The organism is Draconibacterium mangrovi (assembly GCF_010586825.1).
Taxonomy (GTDB): domain Bacteria; phylum Bacteroidota; class Bacteroidia; order Bacteroidales; family Prolixibacteraceae; genus Draconibacterium; species Draconibacterium mangrovi.
In genome coordinates, this window is the sequence record NZ_JAAAGB010000005.1 from 265,944 (window position 1) to 288,482 (window position 22,539).

A 22,539-nucleotide genomic window follows, 5' to 3' on the forward strand; every position below is an offset into this window, starting at 1 on the left:
TAAAATTGTTTATTTATAAGCATTTAAGAAGCTGATCATAATGATCAGCTTTTCTTTTTGTATAAGTTTTTAAGACATTTGTGATAGTAAGAGTACGTACTGCTATTACTTTTGTAGATTCGAGGTTCACTTAAAATAGTATGAAAAACCGGCTTAAAATAATTCTGATTTATATACTTCTGTTTTCTTCGGGAATTGCCTGTGCAAATGCGGGAAGACTTAGTTTTACGCATTATACTAATGAAGATGGATTGCCTTCGTCATACATTAAAAGTATTTGTCAGGATCAGTTTGGTTTTATTTGGGCAGCAACCCGTAGTTCGGTTTGTCGTTTTGATGGGAGGTACTTTAAAACTTTTCAAGCAATTGATGAGCAGGGAAATCCATTTGATATCTGGAGTAAATGGAATTATTTTACAACCGACTCAATATTGTTGGTACAAAACACCAACAATATTTTTTATTCCTTCAACTTAAAAAAAGAAGTTTTTGAACCCTACGACCATATAAATGATTTGGGAGGGGTAACGGAGATAAGAGAATCACGAGACGGGTTTTGGATATTCAGGTCGGATTCGATTTCTTTTTTTGATACAAAAAATCATCAGGAAAAAAGTTTTAGGGATAAAGTTGATTTTGCAGATCTGCCAAAAGAAGAAAGAATATTTAATGTTCGTGAAAAAGATGACCGGTTAATGGCAGTAACCGACAAAAACAGGCTACTAATTTTCGATCTGCAAAGAAACCAACAAAGGTATTTTCAGCTGTCGGAAGATATTTATGTTCCTACTCTTACGCATTTTTATATTGATAACAACAATTATGTGTGGATTGGAAATTATGCCAATGGTTTGTATCAAATTAACCTCACCAATGGTCAGTCTCGCAAATTCTCTGCAACACATAGGGGAAACACGCATTTGTTACACAATCTTGTTCATGTTATAAACGAGGATCAGCAGGGCCGTGTTTGGATTGGAACCGAGGATGGTTTGTGTGTTTGGTCGCCTTATAGCGAGTCTTTTGACTATTATCAGCATGATATTAGAAATCCGCAGGGTATTAATACAAATCCTATTTATGATATTTTGTGCGACCGGGATGGTAACATGTGGTTGGGAACTTATTTTGGAGGTATAAACTTTTGGAACAACACACCCGAGTTTTTTCGTGTGTGGCAAGCCGGCACCGGAGACCAGCACCTGTCAGGGAGTGCAGTAAGTTGTATTACCGAAGATGAAACCGGTACAATTTGGGTTGGAATGGAAGATATGGGAATCAACCGGATTGATCTTGAAAAAGATGAGATTATTAGTGTGATTAACGAAAACAATGGCCTGTCGTTTAATAATGTACATGATCTACTATTTGAAACGCCCGATCGTTTATGGATTGCAACCTATACCGGAGGCGTAAATATTTTGAACCTTCAAAATAACAGGTTTGAATACATTAATACAGGAAATCATCCTGAACTTCCGTCGAACGATATCTACAGTATGTTGCATGTTGGCGATAGTATATTTATTTCAACATCCGCAGGAGTGGCCGTTTACAATACCACTACACGCAAATTTGCCCGCTATCGGCCCGATATTTTTGATATGGTACAGGTAGAATATATGTTCGACAGTGAAGAACGTATCTGGTTCTCATCGTATAGCGGAACGTATTATTTCGATAAAAAGAAACACGAGATCGGGAAGATTGACAAATTCGGTTTCCTGAGAAATATAAACTTTGCAAAAACCGATTCGAAAAACCGTCTTTGGATTGGCGACTGTTTGCGTGGTTTGTATAGTTACGATCTGAAAACCGACTCTGTATGCGAGTACAATGAATCGAATGGTTTTCCTTTTTCCTGGATCTTTAGTCTTGAAGAAGGTCGTGACGGTTATTTGTGGGTAAGTGGAGATAAAGGTCTCGTAAAATTTAAACCCGAAACCGAAGAGCTTGTTTGGTATAATCGCGAATCGGGACTACCATTTGAGCAATTTAACTATCGGGCGTCATACAAAAGCAAAGGTGGTGAAATTTATTTTGGAGCAAACAGGGGAATGATCTCCTTTAATGAAAAAGATAAGCAGGATGTAAAAAAGGAACTTGATGTGGTATTCCGGGGCATGCAATTGTTTAATCAGCCGCTGGTGCCGGGCGAGAAACAGGCACTGGAAAAATCGCTCAATCTCCACCCTGAGATTCATTTAAAGTACAAGCAAAACGTATTTACCATTGAATATGCCGGATTACATTTTCGGAATAAGGGAAACTGTGAGTATGCCTATTACCTTGAAAATTTTGAAACATCATGGAATTATGTTGGAAATCGTGATTTTGCAACCTACACCAACCTTGGTCCTGGCGAGTACTTTTTTCATGTGAAAGCTTCAACAGATAATACGGCATGGGGAGACAAGGCAAATACCTTGAAAATTATTATCGAGCCTCCCTTGTGGTTATCAAAATGGGGATTCTTTATTTACTTTCTACTCTTGATATTGGTGTTGGTCGGTTTTTTTGTGGTGGCAAGCCGTATTCAGAAATCTAAAGCCCTGGCCGAGATGGAACGAAGGGAACGTGAATATCATACCGAGTTAAATAACTTTAAACTGGAGTTTTTCACCAATGTTTCACACGAGCTTCGTACACCATTAACCTTAATCGTAGGGCCGCTAACACGAATACTCGATGATGATAAACTTACGCCGGCACTAAAAAAGAAGATGAAAGGCATAATGAATAATGCCCATCGCTTGCTTATGCTTATTAACCAGCTTCTTGAATTTAGAAAGATTGAGAACGGAAAGGAGAAACTCAGGGTAAGTCACCAGGATATTACCACCATGTTAAAGGATATGGAAGAAGCTTTTATTGAGTCGGCTGAATCGAAATCCATTGCATTCTCCTTTGAAACCATTAATCTGGATTCAAGTATCTGGGTAGATTACCAAAAACTGGAAAATGTTCTTATCAATCTGATATCGAATGCATTGAAGTTTACGAAAGAAGGAGGGGAAGTAAATGTAAAGGTGGAGTTAATGGATGAGGAACTAAGTTATAAAACACTGAAAATTACGGTAGCCGATAATGGAATAGGAATTGACCCTTCGAAGTTGAAAAGGATTTTTGATCGGTTTTATCATGTCGACGGAGTAAACGAAACTCAGGTTGCCGGATCGGGAATCGGGTTGGCATTGGTTCACAGTTTGGTAAAACTGCACAAAGGAACAATCGGAGTGGAGAGTTCCGTTGGCAAGGGAGCTGTTTTTACCGTTGAGTTTCCTGTGTCGCGAAAAGCTTATAACGACGATGAAGTTTTGATAGGAGCTGATCAGTATATTCCGCATGTAACCCTGGCTGACGATTTGAAACAGGTTCCGGTACTGCGTGATGAAGTAGAACGGCTCAGCACTAATCCAACAATTTTGGTTATTGATGATAATCGTGAGTTACTGGAATTTATCTCAGAAACGCTGACCAATGATTACAAGGTGAAAACTGCCATTGATGGTACACAGGGAATGGAGAAAGTTGAAGAGTTACTACCTGATCTTATTATCAGTGATGTAATGATGCCGGGGATTGATGGTTTTGAATTAACCCGTAAACTAAAATCAGATATTCGCACCTCGCACATTCCAATAATTCTGTTAACGGCAAAAAGTGGCGAGGAAAACGAATACGAAGGTTTACAAACCGGAGCTGATTACTATATTGAGAAACCATTTTTACCTCATATTCTTGTGAAGTTAATAGAAAATGTGATGGCAACACGTAAAAGTTTAATCGAACGGTTTAAATCGGATGTGCAAATGTTGCCTACAGATGTGGCTTTTTCCGAGTCGGATAAGGATCTGATTGAGAAGATCAGCAGCCTTATTAAGGAAAACATCGACAGGCCAAATCTTGATGTAACGTTTCTTGTTAACGAAATTGGTATAAGCCGTTCGTTGTTGCATGTAAAACTGAAAAAATTAACCGATTGTTCGGCAACCGAGTTTATCCGTTCTATACGTTTGCGTGAGGCTGTAAAGCTAATTGCTGATGGAAAATGTAACATTTCCGAAGCTGCCTACAAAACCGGCTTCTCAAGCCCGGCCTATTTTAGCCGAAGATTTAAAGAATATTTTGGTGTAACACCAAAAGCTTATTTCGATAAATAGAAGACTGCTAAGATATTCGGCATTAAAATTTCAATTTGACTTTTTATTTTAGGTTAAACCGACACAATTTGGATTGATTAATCAATCGTAACTATTCTTATTGTCTTTTTTAAGCCATTAACTGTACTTATTAATTCTTGCAGAATACATTAGATGTGTATGTAAGTTGTAGGTAATCAGCGCTGTATGGGCGATATTTACATTTGTGATAGTTTTGAGGACATCTGTTATGGTGATAATTGTCAATTGCTGTTTAATTGCGTATGATCTCTTTTCCCGGAAAGTACTATTGTGCAGGAAATGGAAAAGGGTAAACTAAAACGCTAAATAAAAATGCTTATGAAAAAATTAATTCTAATTCAGATTGTTCTTTAGACCTGTTTTTAATATCTGTTTCAACGGAGAAATTAATTACAGAGCAAATTGCCAAAAGAACGCAGCAACATTATCAGAATTCAACCGATCCGGCATTTATCAGTTCCGGATTTAATACTTAAATAGACCAAAAATATGTGCTTATGGGAAAAACCAAACTGTAGAATAATGATAATCCCGAGACCTCTGGAAGACTTCCTCGAAAAAACAAAGTCTTATTCCAAATTCAATAAGACGATTAAAGAGAGGTAAATTAATTCTAACACTAAAACGAATTTAAAAAGTGATGTAAATGAAATCCAAATCTATTGTGAAAATTCGATTACTGTTTTATGTTATATGTATGACTTTCATACCTTTTCTGGCAGAAGCACAGGAAAGGGGTATAACAGGAATGGTTTACGACGAGCAGGGAGAGCCAATTCCCGGCGTAACCATTTTAAAAGTAGGAACAACTGAAGGAACTACTACCGATTTTGATGGGAAATTCACCATCAGTGTAAGTAAGGGAGACGTTTTACGTTTTTCTTTTATCGGTTTTACTCCTCAGGAGATTGAAATAGAAGATCAGGAATCTTTAAAAGTGGCATTGAGTTCCGATGTTAAGAGCCTGGATGAGGTAATGGTAGTTGCCTATGGTGTCCAGAAAAAAGAATCGGTAGTAGGTGCCATCTCCCAGGTTTCAGGAGAAAAGTTGAAATCTATTAAAATGGGAGGTAGTATTGAGAATACGCTGCAGGGAAGCTTACCTGGTTTAACTGTTATTATGACCGATCCAACTCCCGGAGAGGAAGCTATTGGTGGATATTACGCTGCATCGCCTATTCAAATGGCGATTCGTGGTACTGCCTCAATGGGAAATAACAATCCTCTGGTAATTGTGGATGGTGTTGAGCGTAGTTTCTCGAATATTGATCCAAACGAGATTGCTTCGATTTCTATTTTGAAAGATGCTTCGGCAACCGCTGTTTATGGGGTAAAAGGAGCTAACGGAGTAATTATTGTTAACACTAAAAGAGGTAGAGCCGGTGCAGTTGAACTCGACTTTAGTGCCAACTGGACAATGAAAACGGCAGCAATTTTGCCAGAGTACATGAACTCTTACGAAACGATGATGCTCAGAAATGAAGCCTACCGAAATGATGGAATGTGGGATATGTTAATTTCTGATGAAGCACTTCAACATTATAAAAATCAGGACCTACCTTACCTTTATCCTGATTTCGACTGGATGGATTACTTGTTTGAGCCAGGTTACGACCAAAGCTATAACCTGAACGCAAGGGGAGGTAACAACTTCGTCCAGTATTTTGTATCGTTAGGTTATCTGGAAGAAGGAGATATTTTCTCAGTCGGAAATAAGTTCCCTTACGATTACGACAAGAAAAATGCACACTACTGGCACCGACGTTATAATTTCAGAAACAACCTTGATTTTAATATAACAAGAACAACAAAACTTTCTGTTAATTTAGGTGGTAACATTAAAGTTTGGAATAAACCAGAAGATACATTTACCCAAATGATCTGGTATGAGAGCCCTACCAACTTGCCATTTTATCCTGATGGTATTCTCGATCAGTATCCTGACAATGTTATTCCATACAATCAAACAGGCGACAGGCCTTTTATAAATCCTTCAAAAGGTGAAGTAAAACTACACTGGCTGGGTGGACGTGGTTTTTTACGTAGAAAAGCAAACGAAATTAATTCGGATCTTCGATTAACACAGAAGCTTGATTTTATTACTGAAGGACTTTCGTTTTCTGGAATGTATTCGTACAACAGTCAGGCGATATACAGTAAGACCTACTTTTATGAACCATATTATGGATATTATCTCGATCCGGAGACAACCCAGTGGGGACGTTACGATGCCTGGGGGGCAGAAGATTTCGATACACCGCAGCCACCTTTAACGGTAACTAACAACGATGATTTGTGGCAAGTTGGGCGTGCACACTATTATGAAGCTCAGCTGATGTATGGCCGTCAGTTTGAAAAACATAATGTAGGTGCAGTTGGTGTTTTTAGCCGCCGTCAGTCACGAGGAATTGCCGACTTCCCGCATTACGAAGAAAACTGGGTTGGTCGTGGTACTTATAACTACGACGAAAGATACTTTTTTGAAGCAAGTGTTGCTCATACCGGATCAGAAAAATTTGCACCGGGTTTACGTTTCGGAACTTTTCCTGCGTTTGCAGGAGGTTGGATGATTTCGAAAGAAGAATTCTTTACACCAATTACTCATATATTTAATACCTTAAAGCTGAAGTATTCCTGGGGTAAAGTTGGTAGCGATGCCGGTATTGGCCGATGGTTATATATCTCAGAGTATTCTGATGCCGACGGAAGTATTGGATTTGGTTACCCAATGCAGGGTTATCCATACATTCAGGAAGGGAATATTCCTGTAACCAATGCAACATGGGAAGAGGCAATCAAACAAAACCTTGGTTTCGAACTGGGAATGTTTAATAGCCAAATCACATTAAATGTAGACCTCTTTAATGAGCAACGTAAAAATATGTTGCAACAACGTATGTCGGTTCCAACCTATGTAGGGGTAACTGAAATTAGAGGTAACCTTGGTGAAACAAAGAGCCACGGTATCGAGATCGATCTATCAGTTAACAAACAGTTAGGAAATGGTTTGGGGCTTTATCTTGATGCAAATGTTGCAATGTCTGAAAACCGTGTAGTATTCTACGATGAGCCGGATAAAAACCCATTCAACATAAAAGCCGAAGGAAAACCTGTTGATATAGCGCGTCGTCTGGGTACTTATACTCCGGGATCTGGTTTAGTTGATGCCGGTTTTTACCAAAATTTCGACGAATTGTTTTTATTTCCAACAGCAACAGGAGGTTCTCCAATTGTTGGGGACTTCAAGTTCCTCGATTTTAATGGAGATGGTGCTATTGATGCACAGGATTACGTTGTTGCAAAGGATCCTACAGTTCCAAACCTGACCTTTAATGTAAAACTTGGAGCAACATTTAAAAAATGGTATGTCGATGCTACCATATATGGAATTGGTCCGGTACAGAGTCCAATGCGTCAGGGGGGTATGTTCTACTTATATCCTTTCTCGGATAACGAAAGCAACGCTTACACCGCTCACGAAAATCACTGGACACCTACGAATACCAATCCTGAATTCCCTGCAGTGCACTACGCTGCTGCTGACCAGTACAACTACCAAATCAGTAACTTCTCTATGATTGATGGTCAGTATCTTCGTTTAAGAAATGCCCGTTTAGGCTATAACCTTGATATTCCGGCATTAAAAGAAATCGGTGTACAACGAATGAGTCTGTCGCTTATCGGAACAAACCTTTTAACCTGGAAGAAAAGAAGTTGGGGGGGAGATCCGGAAGGCTATAACTACGGAGTAGATTTTGGTGCATATCCGCAAACGAGAAGATATACGCTGGAGTTGAATGTGACATTTTAATTGTGAAAATAGAAACATATGAAAAAGATATTATTAATATTATTTACTGCAATAGCCTTGTTTGGCTGCGAGGAATATCTTGACAAGGTTGAAGATTCGGATGGACTGCAGGAAGAAGATGTTTTTACAGACTACTTGAAGTTCAGAAACTTTGAAGACCGTATGTACAAAGATTTGAATAATTATTTGTCAGACGGTGATTACACCTATATCGCGGCATTGTGCGACGAAGGACACTTAGGACCTGGTTGGGAAACAATGCCGGTTGCTCAAAGCGGTGACTGGATTCGCTCGTACAAAACCGGACAAGCACTACAGTTTTACGGTGTTTGGAATGCATGGCAAAGTGTACGAATTGCAAATATAGTACTGCAAAACCTTCATATGCTTGAGGGAAATGCTACTCAGAATCAGATCAATCAACTAAAAGGTCAGGCACATTTTATGAGAGCCTGGTATTATTACGAGTTTTTGAAACGCCAGGGAGGCATGCCTTACATTAAGAATGTTTTTAGTGGTAGCGATAACTTTGCGTTGGAGCGTTTATCGTATCACGAAACGGCTTTGGAAATTGCTGCCGATTGTGATACTGCTGTAATGTTATTACCATCAAGATGGGACGATGCCAATACTGGACGCCCAACAGTGGGAGCGGCAATGGCATTAAAAGCGTCAACATATTTGTTTGACGCCAGCCCAAGCAACAATCCTGAAAATGATAATTCAAAATGGGAAGCCGCCGCAAGTAGTGCATGGGATGTAATTAATATGGCACAATCAACAGGGCGCTATAACCTGTTGCCTTGCAACGGACAAGATCAGGTATCATACACAACTCCATCAGGAATTAAAACTATAGAATACGTAAGTGGTTTCGATAGCATTTTTATGTATCAGCCTTTTAACGACGAGATTATTTGGGAATTCTATGGTGCAAGTTGGAGTGGTAACGGAATGTGGACTGTATTTACAGTGCCTAGCCTTAGTGGTGGTGGTGTAATACAGGGATTCAGCCCGTCGGCCAATATTGTAGATAAGTTTGAAACCGATAAAGGGTTGGCCATTGAAGATGATCCTGATTTCGACGATCAGGACCCTTATGTAAAACGTGATCCCCGCTTTTACCATTCTATCTTGTTTAACGGAGAGCGATGGACAAGTCAAACCGATCGTTACATGGAATTGTTTAACGGTGGTGCCGAGCGTAAAAATGCTGAGCACAACTCATTCTCTGGTTATCTGGCACGTAAATTCTGGGCTAAAAACGTTGACCAGTGGTCGGGAACTTCTTCTCCTTTTACTCACGTAATTTATTTCCGTTTAGCAGAAATGTATTTACAATATGCTGAGGCAGCTAACGAAATTGGTGGTCCAAACCATTCTATTTCAGGAGCCGATATTTCAGCAGTTGAAGCGGTAAATATTGTTCGTGCAAGGGTAGGAATGCCTCCTATTAATGCACAATACCTAACAAGCAAGGAAGCCTTCCGCGAACGTATTAAGAACGAACGTGCTGTTGAACTTTACCTTGAAGGAAAGAGATTTTTTGATCTTTCAAGATGGGGAGATGCACATAAAGCAGAACACCGCAACCTGTATGCTGACAATTTTGAAGAAGATGGCGGAAGTCCTACAGGGTATAAAATTACTCGTTCTTCAGAACCATTCTTCAGCTTAACTTTTGCACAAAAACATTATAAGTGGCCTATTCCGCTGGAAGATGCTTTAATGTTTGATGAGTTTAAACAAAATCCCGGATGGTAGAAACAATCTGAATTGTGTACAAAATCATTACGAAAGAGATACAGGATTCAGTTAAAAAAGAGTATTTGATATGAAAGAAAAATATATAAATAGACTTTTGATCTTGGTCACCATCATCCTGATTGGTTTAAACACAAATGCACAGGAGGAAAAGGTGCCTACAAAAGAAATTACAGCAATTCTTGTTGATAGCGATAATGTACCGGTTGCCGATGCAGTGGTGTCTTCGTTTATTGCAAGGGATAAGGCTGTTACTAACGAAGATGGTAGTTTTACAATCAATATTGCAGCTGCTACACAAGAGCATCTGACTGTAACTGAAAGTGGCTATAAACCATTAACCACAGAAATTGAAAACGGAGAGCTTGAAAATAGTTCTTTGGTACTTACAAAAGAGAATATTTATTCGGGAGATAAGGTGCTTAATTTTCCTTATCAGGACATGTTATCCAATCGTTCGGTATCGGCAACAACTGTTATTACCGGCGAAGAACTGAAAGCATACCCAACAGCAAACTTTCTTGAAGCTTTAAGCGGTAGAGTTCCCGGAATGATCGTTTCGACTGGCAATTCTATGCCGGGATATGAATCAGTGGGAGTTAGTATCCGCGGAGTAAGCGCTGTAACTTATATCGATGGTATTTTGCGCGATGCAACTGATTTGGCAATTGAAGAGGTAGACAAAGTGCATATTATTCGCGATTTAAGTGGCCGTGCCATGTTAGGAATAAGTGCTACCAACCCGGTAATTTATATTACCACTAAAACAGGTAAGTCTTACAAAAGAGAGATTAATGCCATGGCTAGTTTTGGTGTGAGCTCTCCTGAAAGTTTACCTCATTATCTTGATGCATACGATTATGCAACATTGCATAATGAGGCGCGCCAAAACGACGGATTAAATCCACTTTATTCGCAGGAAGCGCTTAATGCATACCAGAATAACTCTGATCCTGTCAGATATCCAAACATTGATTACCAGGACGAGTACCTTAAAAAACAAACAATGTACCGAAAGGCGAACGTTAACTTTAGTGGTGGCGACCAGAAAGTAAGCTACTACTCGATGTTAGACTATGTTGGTACTGATGGATTGGAAGCTGTTGGTCAGGATATGAAATACAACCGCTACAAAATCAGGGGGAATGTTGATATTAAGTTGAATGATTGGATGAAAATGAACGTTCACCTGTCGGCTGTATACGGCAAAAACAAATATGCCAATGCCTATGATGGTTCTGATCCTTTTGATTTAATTGGTTATACTGCAACCTATCCGTCGAATGCACATCCAATTATGTACGATGACAAATACATTATCAGCGATAATTATCCGGTAAACTTAACCAACGAGTTGGTTTACGGTGGTTATGCCGAAAATGTATCGCTAAATACTCAGAACGGTGCTGACCTGATTATCGATCTTGGTAGTGTTCTTGAAGGATTAACATTTAAAGGTTCTGCTGCATTTGATGTTTATAACTCAATTACAAACAACAAAGGAGGAACAGAAGCTCTTTATCGTCTTAATTTTAATGGCGATGAAATTGCAACTGAAAGAATTGTTGAGCGTGAAGTTGTTCCGAGTTTATGGAGTGGTGATAACAGTTACATGCGAAGAACTACCGGTAATGGGCTTGTTACCTACGACAGAACATTCGATAAACATGCCTTAACTGTTAATACTTCTTACTTGCAATTAATGGAAGAAGTAAGGAATGTAAATCCAAATTACCAGCCATTAAAAAGACAAGATCTGTCGTTCAGAGCAAATTATGCTTACGATAATAAATATGTTGCTCAAGTAGATATGAGTTACTCGGGAAGTATGTTCCTGCAAAAGAACGACCGCTTTAATCTTTATCCTACAGTTGGTGCCGGATGGGTTATTAGTAACGAAGATTTTATGGCCGACAGTAAAGCTTTAAATTATTTGAAACTATATGCATCGGCCGGATACACTGGAATTGAGTATGTTGGTTTGGCCGGATTTAACTCGTACTACTTATTCGAAACTTTGTGGCAGGACGTTAGCGATTGGCAACCTGGTATTGATGGTAATAAAGGTGGTTCGGTTAATGTTTATAACATTATGCAGGCCGGTAGCGAGAGTTTCGAACTTCCTACATTACGATTCATTAATGTGGGAGTTCAGAGTAGCTTGTTTAACAACTCCCTGGCAGTTGAGTTAAATTACTACAACCGTAACGAAAGCGATCTTTTCTCTTTGAAACAATACGAAACACCTTCGTTATACGGTGGATATGATTTCTTACCTGCTACAAATTACGGCGAGAATCAATATTGGGGATTGGACGGACTTGTACAGTATACCAATAAAGTTGGAGAGCTGGAATATTCCATTGGTGCTAATGCCACATACAACAGAGGAAAAGTTATTACAATCGATGAACCTGTTGCATTGGAAGAATACCGTAAAAGAGCCGGAACACAAATCGATAACATTTTTGGTTACCAGGCTGATGGTTTGTTTCAATCGGAAGCTGAAATTGCAGAACGTGGAATTTCTCAAAGTTGGGGAGCTCTTCAACCGGGAGATATCAGATATGTTGATTATAACAACGACAAGGTAGTTGACGAGAAAGATGTTCACGACTTGGGAGAACATACTCCACGCATTTACTACGGACTTAATTTGAACCTGAAATACAAAGGAATAGGGGTAAGCATAATTGGAACAGGTAGAGCCGATGGAAAGTATACAGTTTCCAATTATGAGATGATGCTTTCATCTACTGCAAACTTTACAGAACCAATGATGGATCGCTGGCCGGAAACAAATGACTATCCACGTTTATCATTTCAATCAGATAACAGCAATCAAATGTCATCTTTCTGGTTAAGAAACGGAGCTTATTTCACCATGAAAAATGTAGAGCTAAGTTATACCCTGCCTCGTAGAATTTCTCAGAAATTCCTGATGAGTAATCTGAAAGTGTTCGCACAAGGAAAAAACCTGTTTACACTATCAGAGTATAGTAAATATGGCATTAATCCGGAAAATACCCTGGCAGGATCATACACTTATCCGATGATGAGGACCATTGCCTTTGGGTTAGCATGTAAGTTTTAATTGTTAAAATTTCACGTATGAAACGAACAGAATTTATTATATTATTAATTGTAGTCTTTGGCTTTACATCTTGTGATTTTCTTGATCCAAGACCAATCCAGGATCAAACTACAGAAGACTTGTGGAGCCATGCTACCTATGGAGAGGGTATTTTAACCAAAGCATACTACGATCTGGAAGCGGGTTATCCCATAGCAAATGATTTCTATACCGATAATGCGGTGCCCAACAGAACAGGATTGAATACCCTGGCTCTTGGTTCGTGGACGGTACAGAATAATCAGATTGGTGAATGGGATGAATGTTACGAAAACATTCGTTACCTGAATTTATTCCTCGAGAATGCTGAGGGTATGCCTTATAAAATTTCTGACCCACAGAAGGATTCGCTTATTGCGATACAACGTACCGGAGAAGCTTACTTCCTTCGTGCATGGTACCAGTGGAAATTATTACGGGACTATGGCGGTTATGCAAATGGTGAAACCGAGGCACTTGGTTTTCCTATTGTAACTCATGTCCTTGGGCAGGACGAAGAACTCGATATTCCTCGTAATACCTACGAAGAATGTGTTGAACAAATTACGAGCGATTGCGATGAGGCGATAGCGCTTTTACCTAATGATTATTTAAATGGAGATGATGAGTTAACAGGTTTGGTAAACAGGGGAAGAGCTTCAGCATTAGCAGCAAAGGCTTTAAAAGCCCGCATGTTTTTATATGCAGCTAGTCCGGCTTATTCAGGCGCTGAACAATCAAAATGGGAACGCGCTGCAAATGCGGCTGCCGAAGCCATTGAAGCAGCAGGGGGATTAACTGATTTGATTCAGTATGGTAACTTTAACAATGCCACCAGTTTCGACAATATCTGGATTTCCCCAACGGCTAATGGTATTTGGGAAAGTCCTTTTTATCCACCATCGCTTTATGGTACAGGACTTTGTAATCCATCGCAGGAGCTTGTTGATGCCTTTCCGGCAAAAGACGGTTACCCGATTGCTGAAAGTAGTGTATACAAAAGTGGGATTCCATACAAGAATCGCGACGGTAGGTTCGAAAGATTTATATTCTTTAATCAGGATCTGTATAACTCAACCTACATTAAAACTGTAGAAGGTGGTGCCGATGCTCCGGGTGGATTAAGCCAGGATGGTACACGCACCGGTTATTACATGAAAAAGTTAATGAGTAGAAACGTTCGCCTTACACCAGGTGATGTTACTTCTGATGTTCACTTCTACGTTTTCTTTAACAAAACTGAATTGTATCTGAACTTTGCTGAAGCAGCTAATGAGGCCTACGGACCAACCGATGCAACGCTTGGTTTCTCTGCTTTGGAAGCAATGCAGAAAATCAGAGAGCGTGCCGGAATCGATTCTGATCTGTCTTCTGCAAGTTATGATGATGCATACCTTGAGGCACAAGCGGCAGCTGGTAAAGATGCATTTAGAGAGTTGATTAAAAACGAGCGACGCATAGAACTATGTTTCGAAGGGCACCGTTTCTGGGATATTCGCAGATGGAACGAACCATTGAACCATTCAGTAAGTGGTGTTCGTATTACAGTTTCTAACGAGCAGTTAGAACAGGAACCATTTAATGTAGCTTTGGCTTCAGTTCCTTCAACTGACTATGTTTCTGGTTGGGAAGATTTAAATTCAATCAACAACGGATATGATAATCCGGCTTCTTCAACTGACCATGACCGTGGTATTTACGGTAACTGGTACAGTGGAGGAGAATGGAGATATGTACAGTACAATTTCCCGGAATATCTTACAGCAACTGGAACCAGCACTAATCATACCGTCGATCAATCCAATATTTATTGGTTTGCTGATGGAGGTGGTCTTTTGGCTCCTGACAGTATATACATTCAGTACTGGGATGATAATACATCAACCTGGGAAGAAGTTGAGAATGTAGATGCTTACGGGAACGCACTCGACCAGTGGAACGAAACCACTTTCGATCCTGTGTCAACAAGTAGTATTCGAATTAACTTTAAAAATAATGTCGAATCATGTGGTATAATCGAATGGCAGGTTTTGGGTGTTCAAACAAGTCCTGCAAATTTCAATTACGAATACCGAACTGTTGAGAATCACACTTACCAGGATTATATGAGGTATATTCCTGTGCCATACACTCAAACGCTTATTATGAGTAATCTTAAACAAAACAGTGGATGGTAGCAGTTAGCTTTATATCTAATAACGTAAAATCAGTTACTATGAGAAATATAATTTTAATATTAATGTTGGTCGGTCTCTTGTCTGGATGTTATGACGACTACAGACTTGATTATCCATATTCAACGGTTGCTTTTTCTGATGCTACTGGAGGAGTGGATGTTCCCGGAGTATTGGGTCGTACTGTTGTAAAAGGCGAAGGATTAAGTCTTGAAATGGGAGTGTATTTGGCCGGAGTTCTTGAAAATGATCAGGAAAGATGGGTAGAATACGAAATAGATGAGAGCCTTTTAGAAGGTACCTCTTACGAACTTTTGCCTTCTTCGTATTATCAGTTAAGCGATAATAGCAAATTCGTAATTAAACCTGGCGAATTTACAGGAAGAGTTACAATTACGCTTGATTCTGTTGCTTTTTTGAACGATTCGAGAACAACGGATTATAAATTAGCTTTACCAATCCGGTTGCTTCAGACTTCTGAAGATTCAATTCTGCAAACTCAGAGTACCAAAATTGTTGCGATAAAATATATAAATCACTACGAGGGGTATTATGATAATACCGGAACATTTGTTACGTCCGGTGAAACTGGCGAAGAGTTGAACTCTGGTGAGGTTGAGAATGTAATTACAGGCACAACCTTTAATCTTGATACTATTGTAATTAATGGTCTTATTGATGGAGTTGGAGAAGATTACATGGCCAAATTGTTAATCAATCCTGATAACTCGTTGTACATCGAGTACCTTCCAAAAGAGGAAGAAGAGGTTGTTGAAGAGAATGTTGCTTTGGCAAGTACTCCATCAACATCTTCTGTTTCATCGTGGGAGAATTTGAATGGTATTAACGATGGACAGGATCCTGCAAATTCTGAAACAAAAAGTGAAGGCGGTGCATATGGTAACTGGCCAAATGCCGAAACCTGGAACTGGGTTCAGTATGATTTTCCACAGTATTACAACATTACAAAGTCAGAAGTGTACTGGTGGACTGATAATGGTGGTATCTTGATTCCTTATAACTCATACATTGAGTATATGGATCCAGAAACTGGTGAATGGACTTTGCTTCCTGATCCGGTTGTTAACGGCGAAAGTATTTCTGCCTCAGATTACGGGAACAGGACCTTATTTTCAGGAGATAATCCTGGCTTCGGAAATGAAAAAGATCAATTCAACGAAACAACATTTACCACTGTAATTACAAACAAAATCCGTTTACACTTTATTGCTGTGGAATCACAGGGTATTCATGAATGGAAAGTTTGGGGTACAAAAGGTAAACTGGCTGGATATGAACAGGAACCAATTGAAACACTTACTATAACGGAAGGTAGCGGCTATGATCCTGAAACCAGCACAGTTTCTCTCAACTACCGTGTAAATTATGTAGGTAAAGAGCATTACACAAATGTTTCTTCAAAATTGGTATGGAGAAACAGAGTGCGTGATGGTGTAAACGAATGGAGAAGATAATTTAGAACAATAAGACGGAGAGTAAGTTTCTTGCTTACTCTCTGTTATTTTTTTTAGATCAAAAGAAAAACGATTATTGCATAATCAAAAGTGTGGGGAGATATTAAGAGAGCCTTGAATTATTGTAATAGAGAAATATTCGTCAGGGAACTTTTTGAAAAATCGCACAAGCATTAGTATAAGCCACGATTCAATAAATGACGTTTTGAACAGGCGATAAAGTGAATCAGTTAGTAAGTTAATTAATAATTACGCTGCTGGTACAAGCTAAAGATAATAAGGCTATTGTAGCCCATTGATTGTAAAAATGTAAATATATTAGAGTAGAAAAAGCGAATGGTTTGTAACCGATAGAAATAAAGCTTTTTCAAAAACCGAAGGAATCAAACAAAAAATGCAATTAATAATTTCCTGAGGTTGATTATAAAATTAATTAAAAAGACATTAAATGAAACCAAAGAATATTCTTTTCTTTCTGCTGTGTTGGAGCCTTACGATGAATGCGGGAGCATTTGCATCATCTTTAGTTGCTTCCTCTGATTCGATAGACATAAAGGAAGGTTCACTCGAATTTTCTACACCCGATTTCAATATCGAAATATTAAAATCATCGCATACTGTTGCCGGTTTACACCCGTTATCGGAGCCTGAGTTTGATTTTACTCCGGGCGAACTTTTAGCTAAAAGAAATAAAGCAGGTTTTTATCACCTAGGCGATATTAACTTCCGTGTAAAATCGGAAGGTGACAGCGACTGGACTTCGTTCTCATCTGCTGCATCACGCAAAAGTGTTACAACCGTAGAACCAAAAGACGATAGCCAACTGGCTGTTTCTGATCTTAGCGGAGTTCTGGAAAACAGCCCTGTACAAGTGCTTCGTTACTGGGAAAAGAAAGACGGACATCTTGCCTTGCGTTTCGAAATCAAAAACACTTCATCAGAAGCTGTGGAGATTGGTGCGCTGGGAATTCCGTTGATTTTCAATAATAACCACGACAGAAAAACATTGGACGAAGCACATGCCGAAAACGTTTTCTACGATCCTTACATTGGTATGGATGCCGGTTATTTGCAGGTAATTCGTTTAAAAGGTAGTGGCCCGGTTTTACTGGTATTGCCTTTGGAGAATACTCCTTTTGAAGCGTGGAATCCACTGTTGGACGATCCAACACGACGAGGAATTACATTCGAAGGTTTCCACGAGTGGATGCCGTTAACAAAAGCATACGCTGAAAACGAGTGGAAAGAAGCTACTCCATGGAACACCCCATCATCAAAAATATTAAAACCAGGAAAATCGGTTAGTTACGGTGTACAGTTTGTACTTACTGATGCAATTAAAAACATTGAACCTGCACTGATCGAAAACGATCGTCCGGTTGCATTTGGTGTACCGGGATACGTTGTGCCGGAAGATGTAAATGCCGACTTGTTTGTAAAGTACAGCCAAAAAATTAAAAGCATACAGGTTGAACCTGAAGGTGCGCTGGAACTGAAAAAACTGGAAACAACAGAAAATGGTTGGGTAAAATATGCAGTTGCCGCAAAAGAGTGGGGAAGAGCACGTTTAACCATCACATACAAAGACGGTTTGACTCAAACCATTAACTACAAAGTTATTAAACCTGAAGAGCAGGTAGTTGCCGACAACGGAAACTTTCTGATGACGAAACAGTGGTTTGATGACGAAAATGATCTTTTCGATCGCGGTCCGTCGGTAATTACTTATGATTACGAAGAGCAAAAGCTGGTAACAGAAGACAGCCGTGCCTGGATTTGTGGCCTAAGCGACGAAGGGGGTGCCGGAGCCTGGTTAAATGCCATTATGAAACAATTGATCCAACCCGATAAAAGAGAGGTGGCGATGTTGGAAGACTTCGTACAGAAAACAATCTGGGGTGGGATTCAATACAACGAAGGACATGAAAAATATGGTGTTCGTAAAAGTATGTACTACTACGAGCCGGATTCAATGCCTGCCGGAACATATAGCAAAGATGTAAATTACAACACCTGGGCTGCCTGGGATAAAAAACACGCCGAAACTGTTGAACGTTCGTACAATTATCCGCACGTTGCTGCTGCACACTGGGTAATGTATCGTTTGGCCCGAAATTATGAAGGGCTGGTATCGCAACAAACCTGGGATTGGTACCTGATGAGTGCTTACCAGACTTCAATGGCAATGATGGAGTTAGCTCCATATTACGCTCAATTCGGCCAAATGGAAGGTAGCGTTTTCGTGCACATTTTGGATGATTTGAAAGCAGAAGGATTATGGGAATACGCCCGTAAACTGGAAGGAATGATGAAACGCCGTGCCGATCACTGGGCTTCGTTAAATTATCCGTTCGGAAGTGAAATGCCATGGGATTCAACCGGGCAGGAAGAAGTTTACATGTGGTCGCGATACTTTGGTTACGGAGAAAAAGCTGAAACTACATTGAAAGCAATTTTGGCTTACATGCCAACTATCCCTCACTGGGCATACAACGGTAATGCGCGTCGTTATTGGGATTTCCTATACGGAGGTAAACTGTCGCGTGTTGAGCGTCAGATTCACCACTACGGTTCGGCACTCAATGCCATTCCTGTTTTATACGAATACAAAGAACATCCCGATGATCTGTACTTACTACGTGTTGGTTACGGTGGTTTAATGGGATCGATCGCTAATATTACTCATGATGGTTTCGCTCCTGCAGCATTTCACTCGTTCCCGTCAACTTTAAAAAACGATGGTATTTCGGGTGACTATGGAACTGGTTACTATGGATATGCAGTAAATACTTCGACTTATTTAATGCACAACGATGAATTTGGTTGGTTAGCTTTTGGTGGGAATGTTACAGAAGATGGCGATGTGATTAAAGTTGATTTAACAACAGCTGCCAAGTCACGTGTTTATGTAGCTCCCTTAAAAATGTGGTTAACTCTTGATGCTGGGAAATTTAAAGCCTTTTCTTACAATCAGAATACAGGAAAAGTTGAAGTTGAATTAGAAGAAGCCAACGAATATACACCTATAGCTTATTTGCGAATCAAATCATTCGACGAGGAAGCGATGGTAAGCACAGTTGACGGCCTTGAGAAAAATGAGCGTGGACAGTATGTAATTCCACTTAAAAATGAAGTGGTAAAATTGGTGATGAATTAATATTTATTGAAGATGAATAAAACGATAAGATGTAGTTATCATTGGTAACCACAATCTTGATCGAACAAACGAAGTAATTAAAACAAAACCATTTGATGGAATACCGGGATGCAGATAACCTTTCTGTTGGTATTTCATCAGATGGTAAGTGAGACGGAAGCACAAAAATTTCTTCTCTATTGAAAAATAAACAATCATTATGAAAAGAATCAACCGTTTAAGACTCCCCCTTCTGTTGCTTCTAATAAGCGTTTTTCAGCTTCATACTTTCGCCTTTGGTGCTAATAATGAATCGGAGGACGATAGCATAAATATTGCATTAATAGCTACACCAAGTACATCATATGTTTCGGGTTGGGAAAACCTTGGAGCAATAAACGATGGATTTACACCTGCAAACTCGGGTGATAAGACAAACACAGCATACGGAAACTGGAATAACCCTGATTCATACCAATGGGTGCAGTATAGCTGGGATCAGTCTTTTATTGCTAATTCGGTTGAAATCTATTGGTTGGATGATGGTGGTGGCATTTTAATTCCCGACGAAGCTTACACCGAAAATTATAATACCGAAAATTCAACATGGGAGAAAGTTGTTGATGTGCCTTGTGAAAAAGATCAATTTAATAAAGCAAACTTAGGTAAAATAACTACTTCAGGAATTCGTGTGAGGATGAAAAACTATTCGGAGTCGACAGGTATTCTTGAGTTTCGCGTGTGGGGAACAAATCTTTCGGGAAGTACGGACATTATTGCTCCTGAAGCACCGGGAACTCCGCAAATAGTTCAAAGAACGGAATCGTCGGTTAGTATCGAATGGGATCCATCGGCTGACGATCTTGCTGTTTCCGCATATAATGTATTGGTTAACGATTCGGTTTATAAAATTGTCTCCGATAATACGGTAACCTTAGATAATTTAAGCCCAAATACTCACTTCTTTGTAACTATTCAGGCTGCCGATGCTGCAGGCAACATTTCGAGAAATAGCAGCGGTATATGGACCTTTGTTGGTGATGATCAGTTTGCTGCTGAACCATATAACTGGCCTGCTTATGATCCTACGCTGGATTACAACTTCAGAGATGAATATCCGGATTTGGAGATGCCAACCAAAGATTTGGATGACTGCCCGGAGGTTGTGGGAACACAGTCTTCAGGATGGTGGACATTTAAATGGGGACCTAATGCCCGCAGCGAAATAACTGAGGCAGCTATCACGCCTATGTTGGAACGTTTCAATGAGGATTTTGCTTATTTCAGGGATGAAATGGGATGGCCTCCCGATAAAAGAGCACGAAATGGATATCGCAGTGCCATTTATCTTTTTGGATCAGGATTATGTACTGACGATGCAGGTACCACAGCTCTTGGTGGTTGGATGGGAAGCATAAACTATCAGAATGAAAACTGGCCAATGGTGCTTGCATCTTATTTTCCTGTTTATTCTTTCGATCCTGATTGTCCTTATCCTGAAAAAGGGTTCCAGACAGGTGCAATGATTCATGAAGGAATACATGCAATTCTTGCCGATTTGCCCGGTTGTAAACAAGCTGCATGGTTTCATGAAGGAGGAAATACCTGGCTGCAGCAGGAAATGGAAGCCCGGAAATCTCAAAGCTATAACTCTATGGGATTTCTGAATGCCGGACCATATATCGCTCCTTTTATGCCTATTGAATGCTACACAGGTTGGTTGCAGGACGGAAGTTTTGGCGGTCCAAGCGCCGAAGGAGTAAACATGAGTAAAGATGGACAGCAGATTTGTACTTGGAGAAATTTGCTGGGCGGAACTCAATACGGAAATACATTCCCAACCTTTCTTGGCCAAGTTTTAGGTACGGGTAGTATAGCATGGATATGGCAAAACTGTCCGGAACGTGTTTTGGAAGGAATGGAAGCAGGTCTCGGTGAAACTCAAATCCGACGACTGATTATGGAATACCGTGCCAAACAAGCATTGCTGGATATGAAAGAATGGAGTGGAGCGGTTAAGAAACTGATTGATGATAATTTCAACGGGACAATTGGTGCAGAGTGGGAACCAAACTGGATTGATTGCACCCCATGGAAAGTTAGTCCATACACAAAAACATGGATGTTGGATACTGAAAATAGAATATTAACTCCTGAACCTCGAACCACGCCGGGATGGTCGGGAGCCAACCAGATTCCACTTTTGGTTTCGGGAGCCGAAGTTGAAGTGAACTTTATACCAAAGGGTAAAAATATGACCTGCCAGTTAGCTTATCGTGCCACCGATGGTACGCCTGTTTACAGTAAGCCGGTATCAAGCGGATCGTGTAAATTAAAGTTAGACAAAGCACCTGCAAATGGTGTTGTAATTGCTGTAATTTGTAACACCGACTATGTTTACGAAGGCGAAGAAACACGTAAGGCGCATTTTGATTATCGTTTACAATTGGTAGACGGAATTGAAGGGAAAGCCAGTGTGTATCAAAAATGGTACGATTACTCTACTTCTATTATAAACGTTCCTGATCCAGTAGAACCATTTCCAACTGAAGGCCCGCTTTATGGTTCAAATGTAACTACCGGCGCAATAGATTTTTCTGTTGGTGAAAAAGAAAGTTCATCAATTGTTTATCCAAATCCGATAGATAGCAGTGATGTGTTAAAGATTGAGTTTGGAGATCAAATATTTGATAAAAAAGAAGTTAGGATTATTGATGCAAGGGGTACTGTTCTGTATGCTCAGCAGGGAATTGATACAGATCGCTTTGATATTCCGTTGGATGGTCACTTAAAATCAGGTATCTACTTTGTAAGTGTAAGAACCGGAGAAATAAACGACACACATCAGTTTTTGGTGAAATAGAAATACCGAAAACAATGATT

At 39.7% G+C, this 22,539-nt stretch carries 8 protein-coding genes; all 8 read left to right on the forward strand.

Annotation, left to right across the window (positions count from 1 at the left end):
- The first annotated feature begins 140 nt into the window (after positions 1 to 140).
- The 8 genes from G4420_RS14580 to G4420_RS14615 all read left to right on the forward strand — a co-directional run bounded on the left by G4420_RS14580 (position 141) and on the right by G4420_RS14615 (position 22,519).
- Positions 141 to 4,163 carry a hybrid sensor histidine kinase/response regulator transcription factor gene (locus G4420_RS14580; protein WP_163324666.1) on the forward strand — a complete coding sequence of 1,341 codons (4,023 nt, stop codon included), beginning with the start codon at positions 141 to 143 and terminating at the stop codon, positions 4,161 to 4,163.
- Between the two features lie 667 nt (positions 4,164 to 4,830).
- Complete coding sequence (locus G4420_RS14585; RefSeq protein WP_163324668.1) at positions 4,831 to 7,995, forward strand: SusC/RagA family TonB-linked outer membrane protein; 3,165 nt, start codon at positions 4,831 to 4,833, stop codon at positions 7,993 to 7,995.
- 18 nt (positions 7,996 to 8,013) lie between these two features.
- Positions 8,014 to 9,759 carry a RagB/SusD family nutrient uptake outer membrane protein gene (locus G4420_RS14590; RefSeq protein ID WP_163324670.1) on the forward strand — a complete coding sequence of 582 codons (1,746 nt, stop codon included), beginning with the start codon at positions 8,014 to 8,016 and terminating at the stop codon, positions 9,757 to 9,759.
- A gap of 70 nt (positions 9,760 to 9,829) precedes the next feature.
- Positions 9,830 to 12,853 (forward strand): SusC/RagA family TonB-linked outer membrane protein, encoded by a 3,024-nt coding sequence (locus G4420_RS14595; RefSeq protein WP_163324671.1) that lies wholly within the window; start codon positions 9,830 to 9,832, stop codon positions 12,851 to 12,853.
- Positions 12,854 to 12,870: 17 nt separating this feature from the next.
- Positions 12,871 to 15,048: a RagB/SusD family nutrient uptake outer membrane protein gene (locus G4420_RS14600; RefSeq protein WP_163324672.1), complete on the forward strand. Its 2,178-nt coding sequence runs from the start codon at positions 12,871 to 12,873 to the stop codon at positions 15,046 to 15,048.
- 38 nt (positions 15,049 to 15,086) lie between these two features.
- On the forward strand, positions 15,087 to 16,520 hold the full coding sequence (locus G4420_RS14605; protein WP_163324673.1) for a DUF1735 domain-containing protein: 1,434 nt from the start codon (positions 15,087 to 15,089) through the stop codon (positions 16,518 to 16,520).
- A gap of 448 nt (positions 16,521 to 16,968) precedes the next feature.
- Complete coding sequence (locus G4420_RS14610; RefSeq protein WP_163324674.1) at positions 16,969 to 19,677, forward strand: DUF5695 domain-containing protein; 2,709 nt, start codon at positions 16,969 to 16,971, stop codon at positions 19,675 to 19,677.
- A 199-nt stretch (positions 19,678 to 19,876) separates the two neighbouring features.
- Entirely contained in the window at positions 19,877 to 22,519 is a 2,643-nt protein-coding gene (locus G4420_RS14615) for a fibronectin type III domain-containing protein (RefSeq protein WP_163324675.1), read from the forward strand.
- Positions 22,520 to 22,539 lie beyond the last annotated feature (20 nt).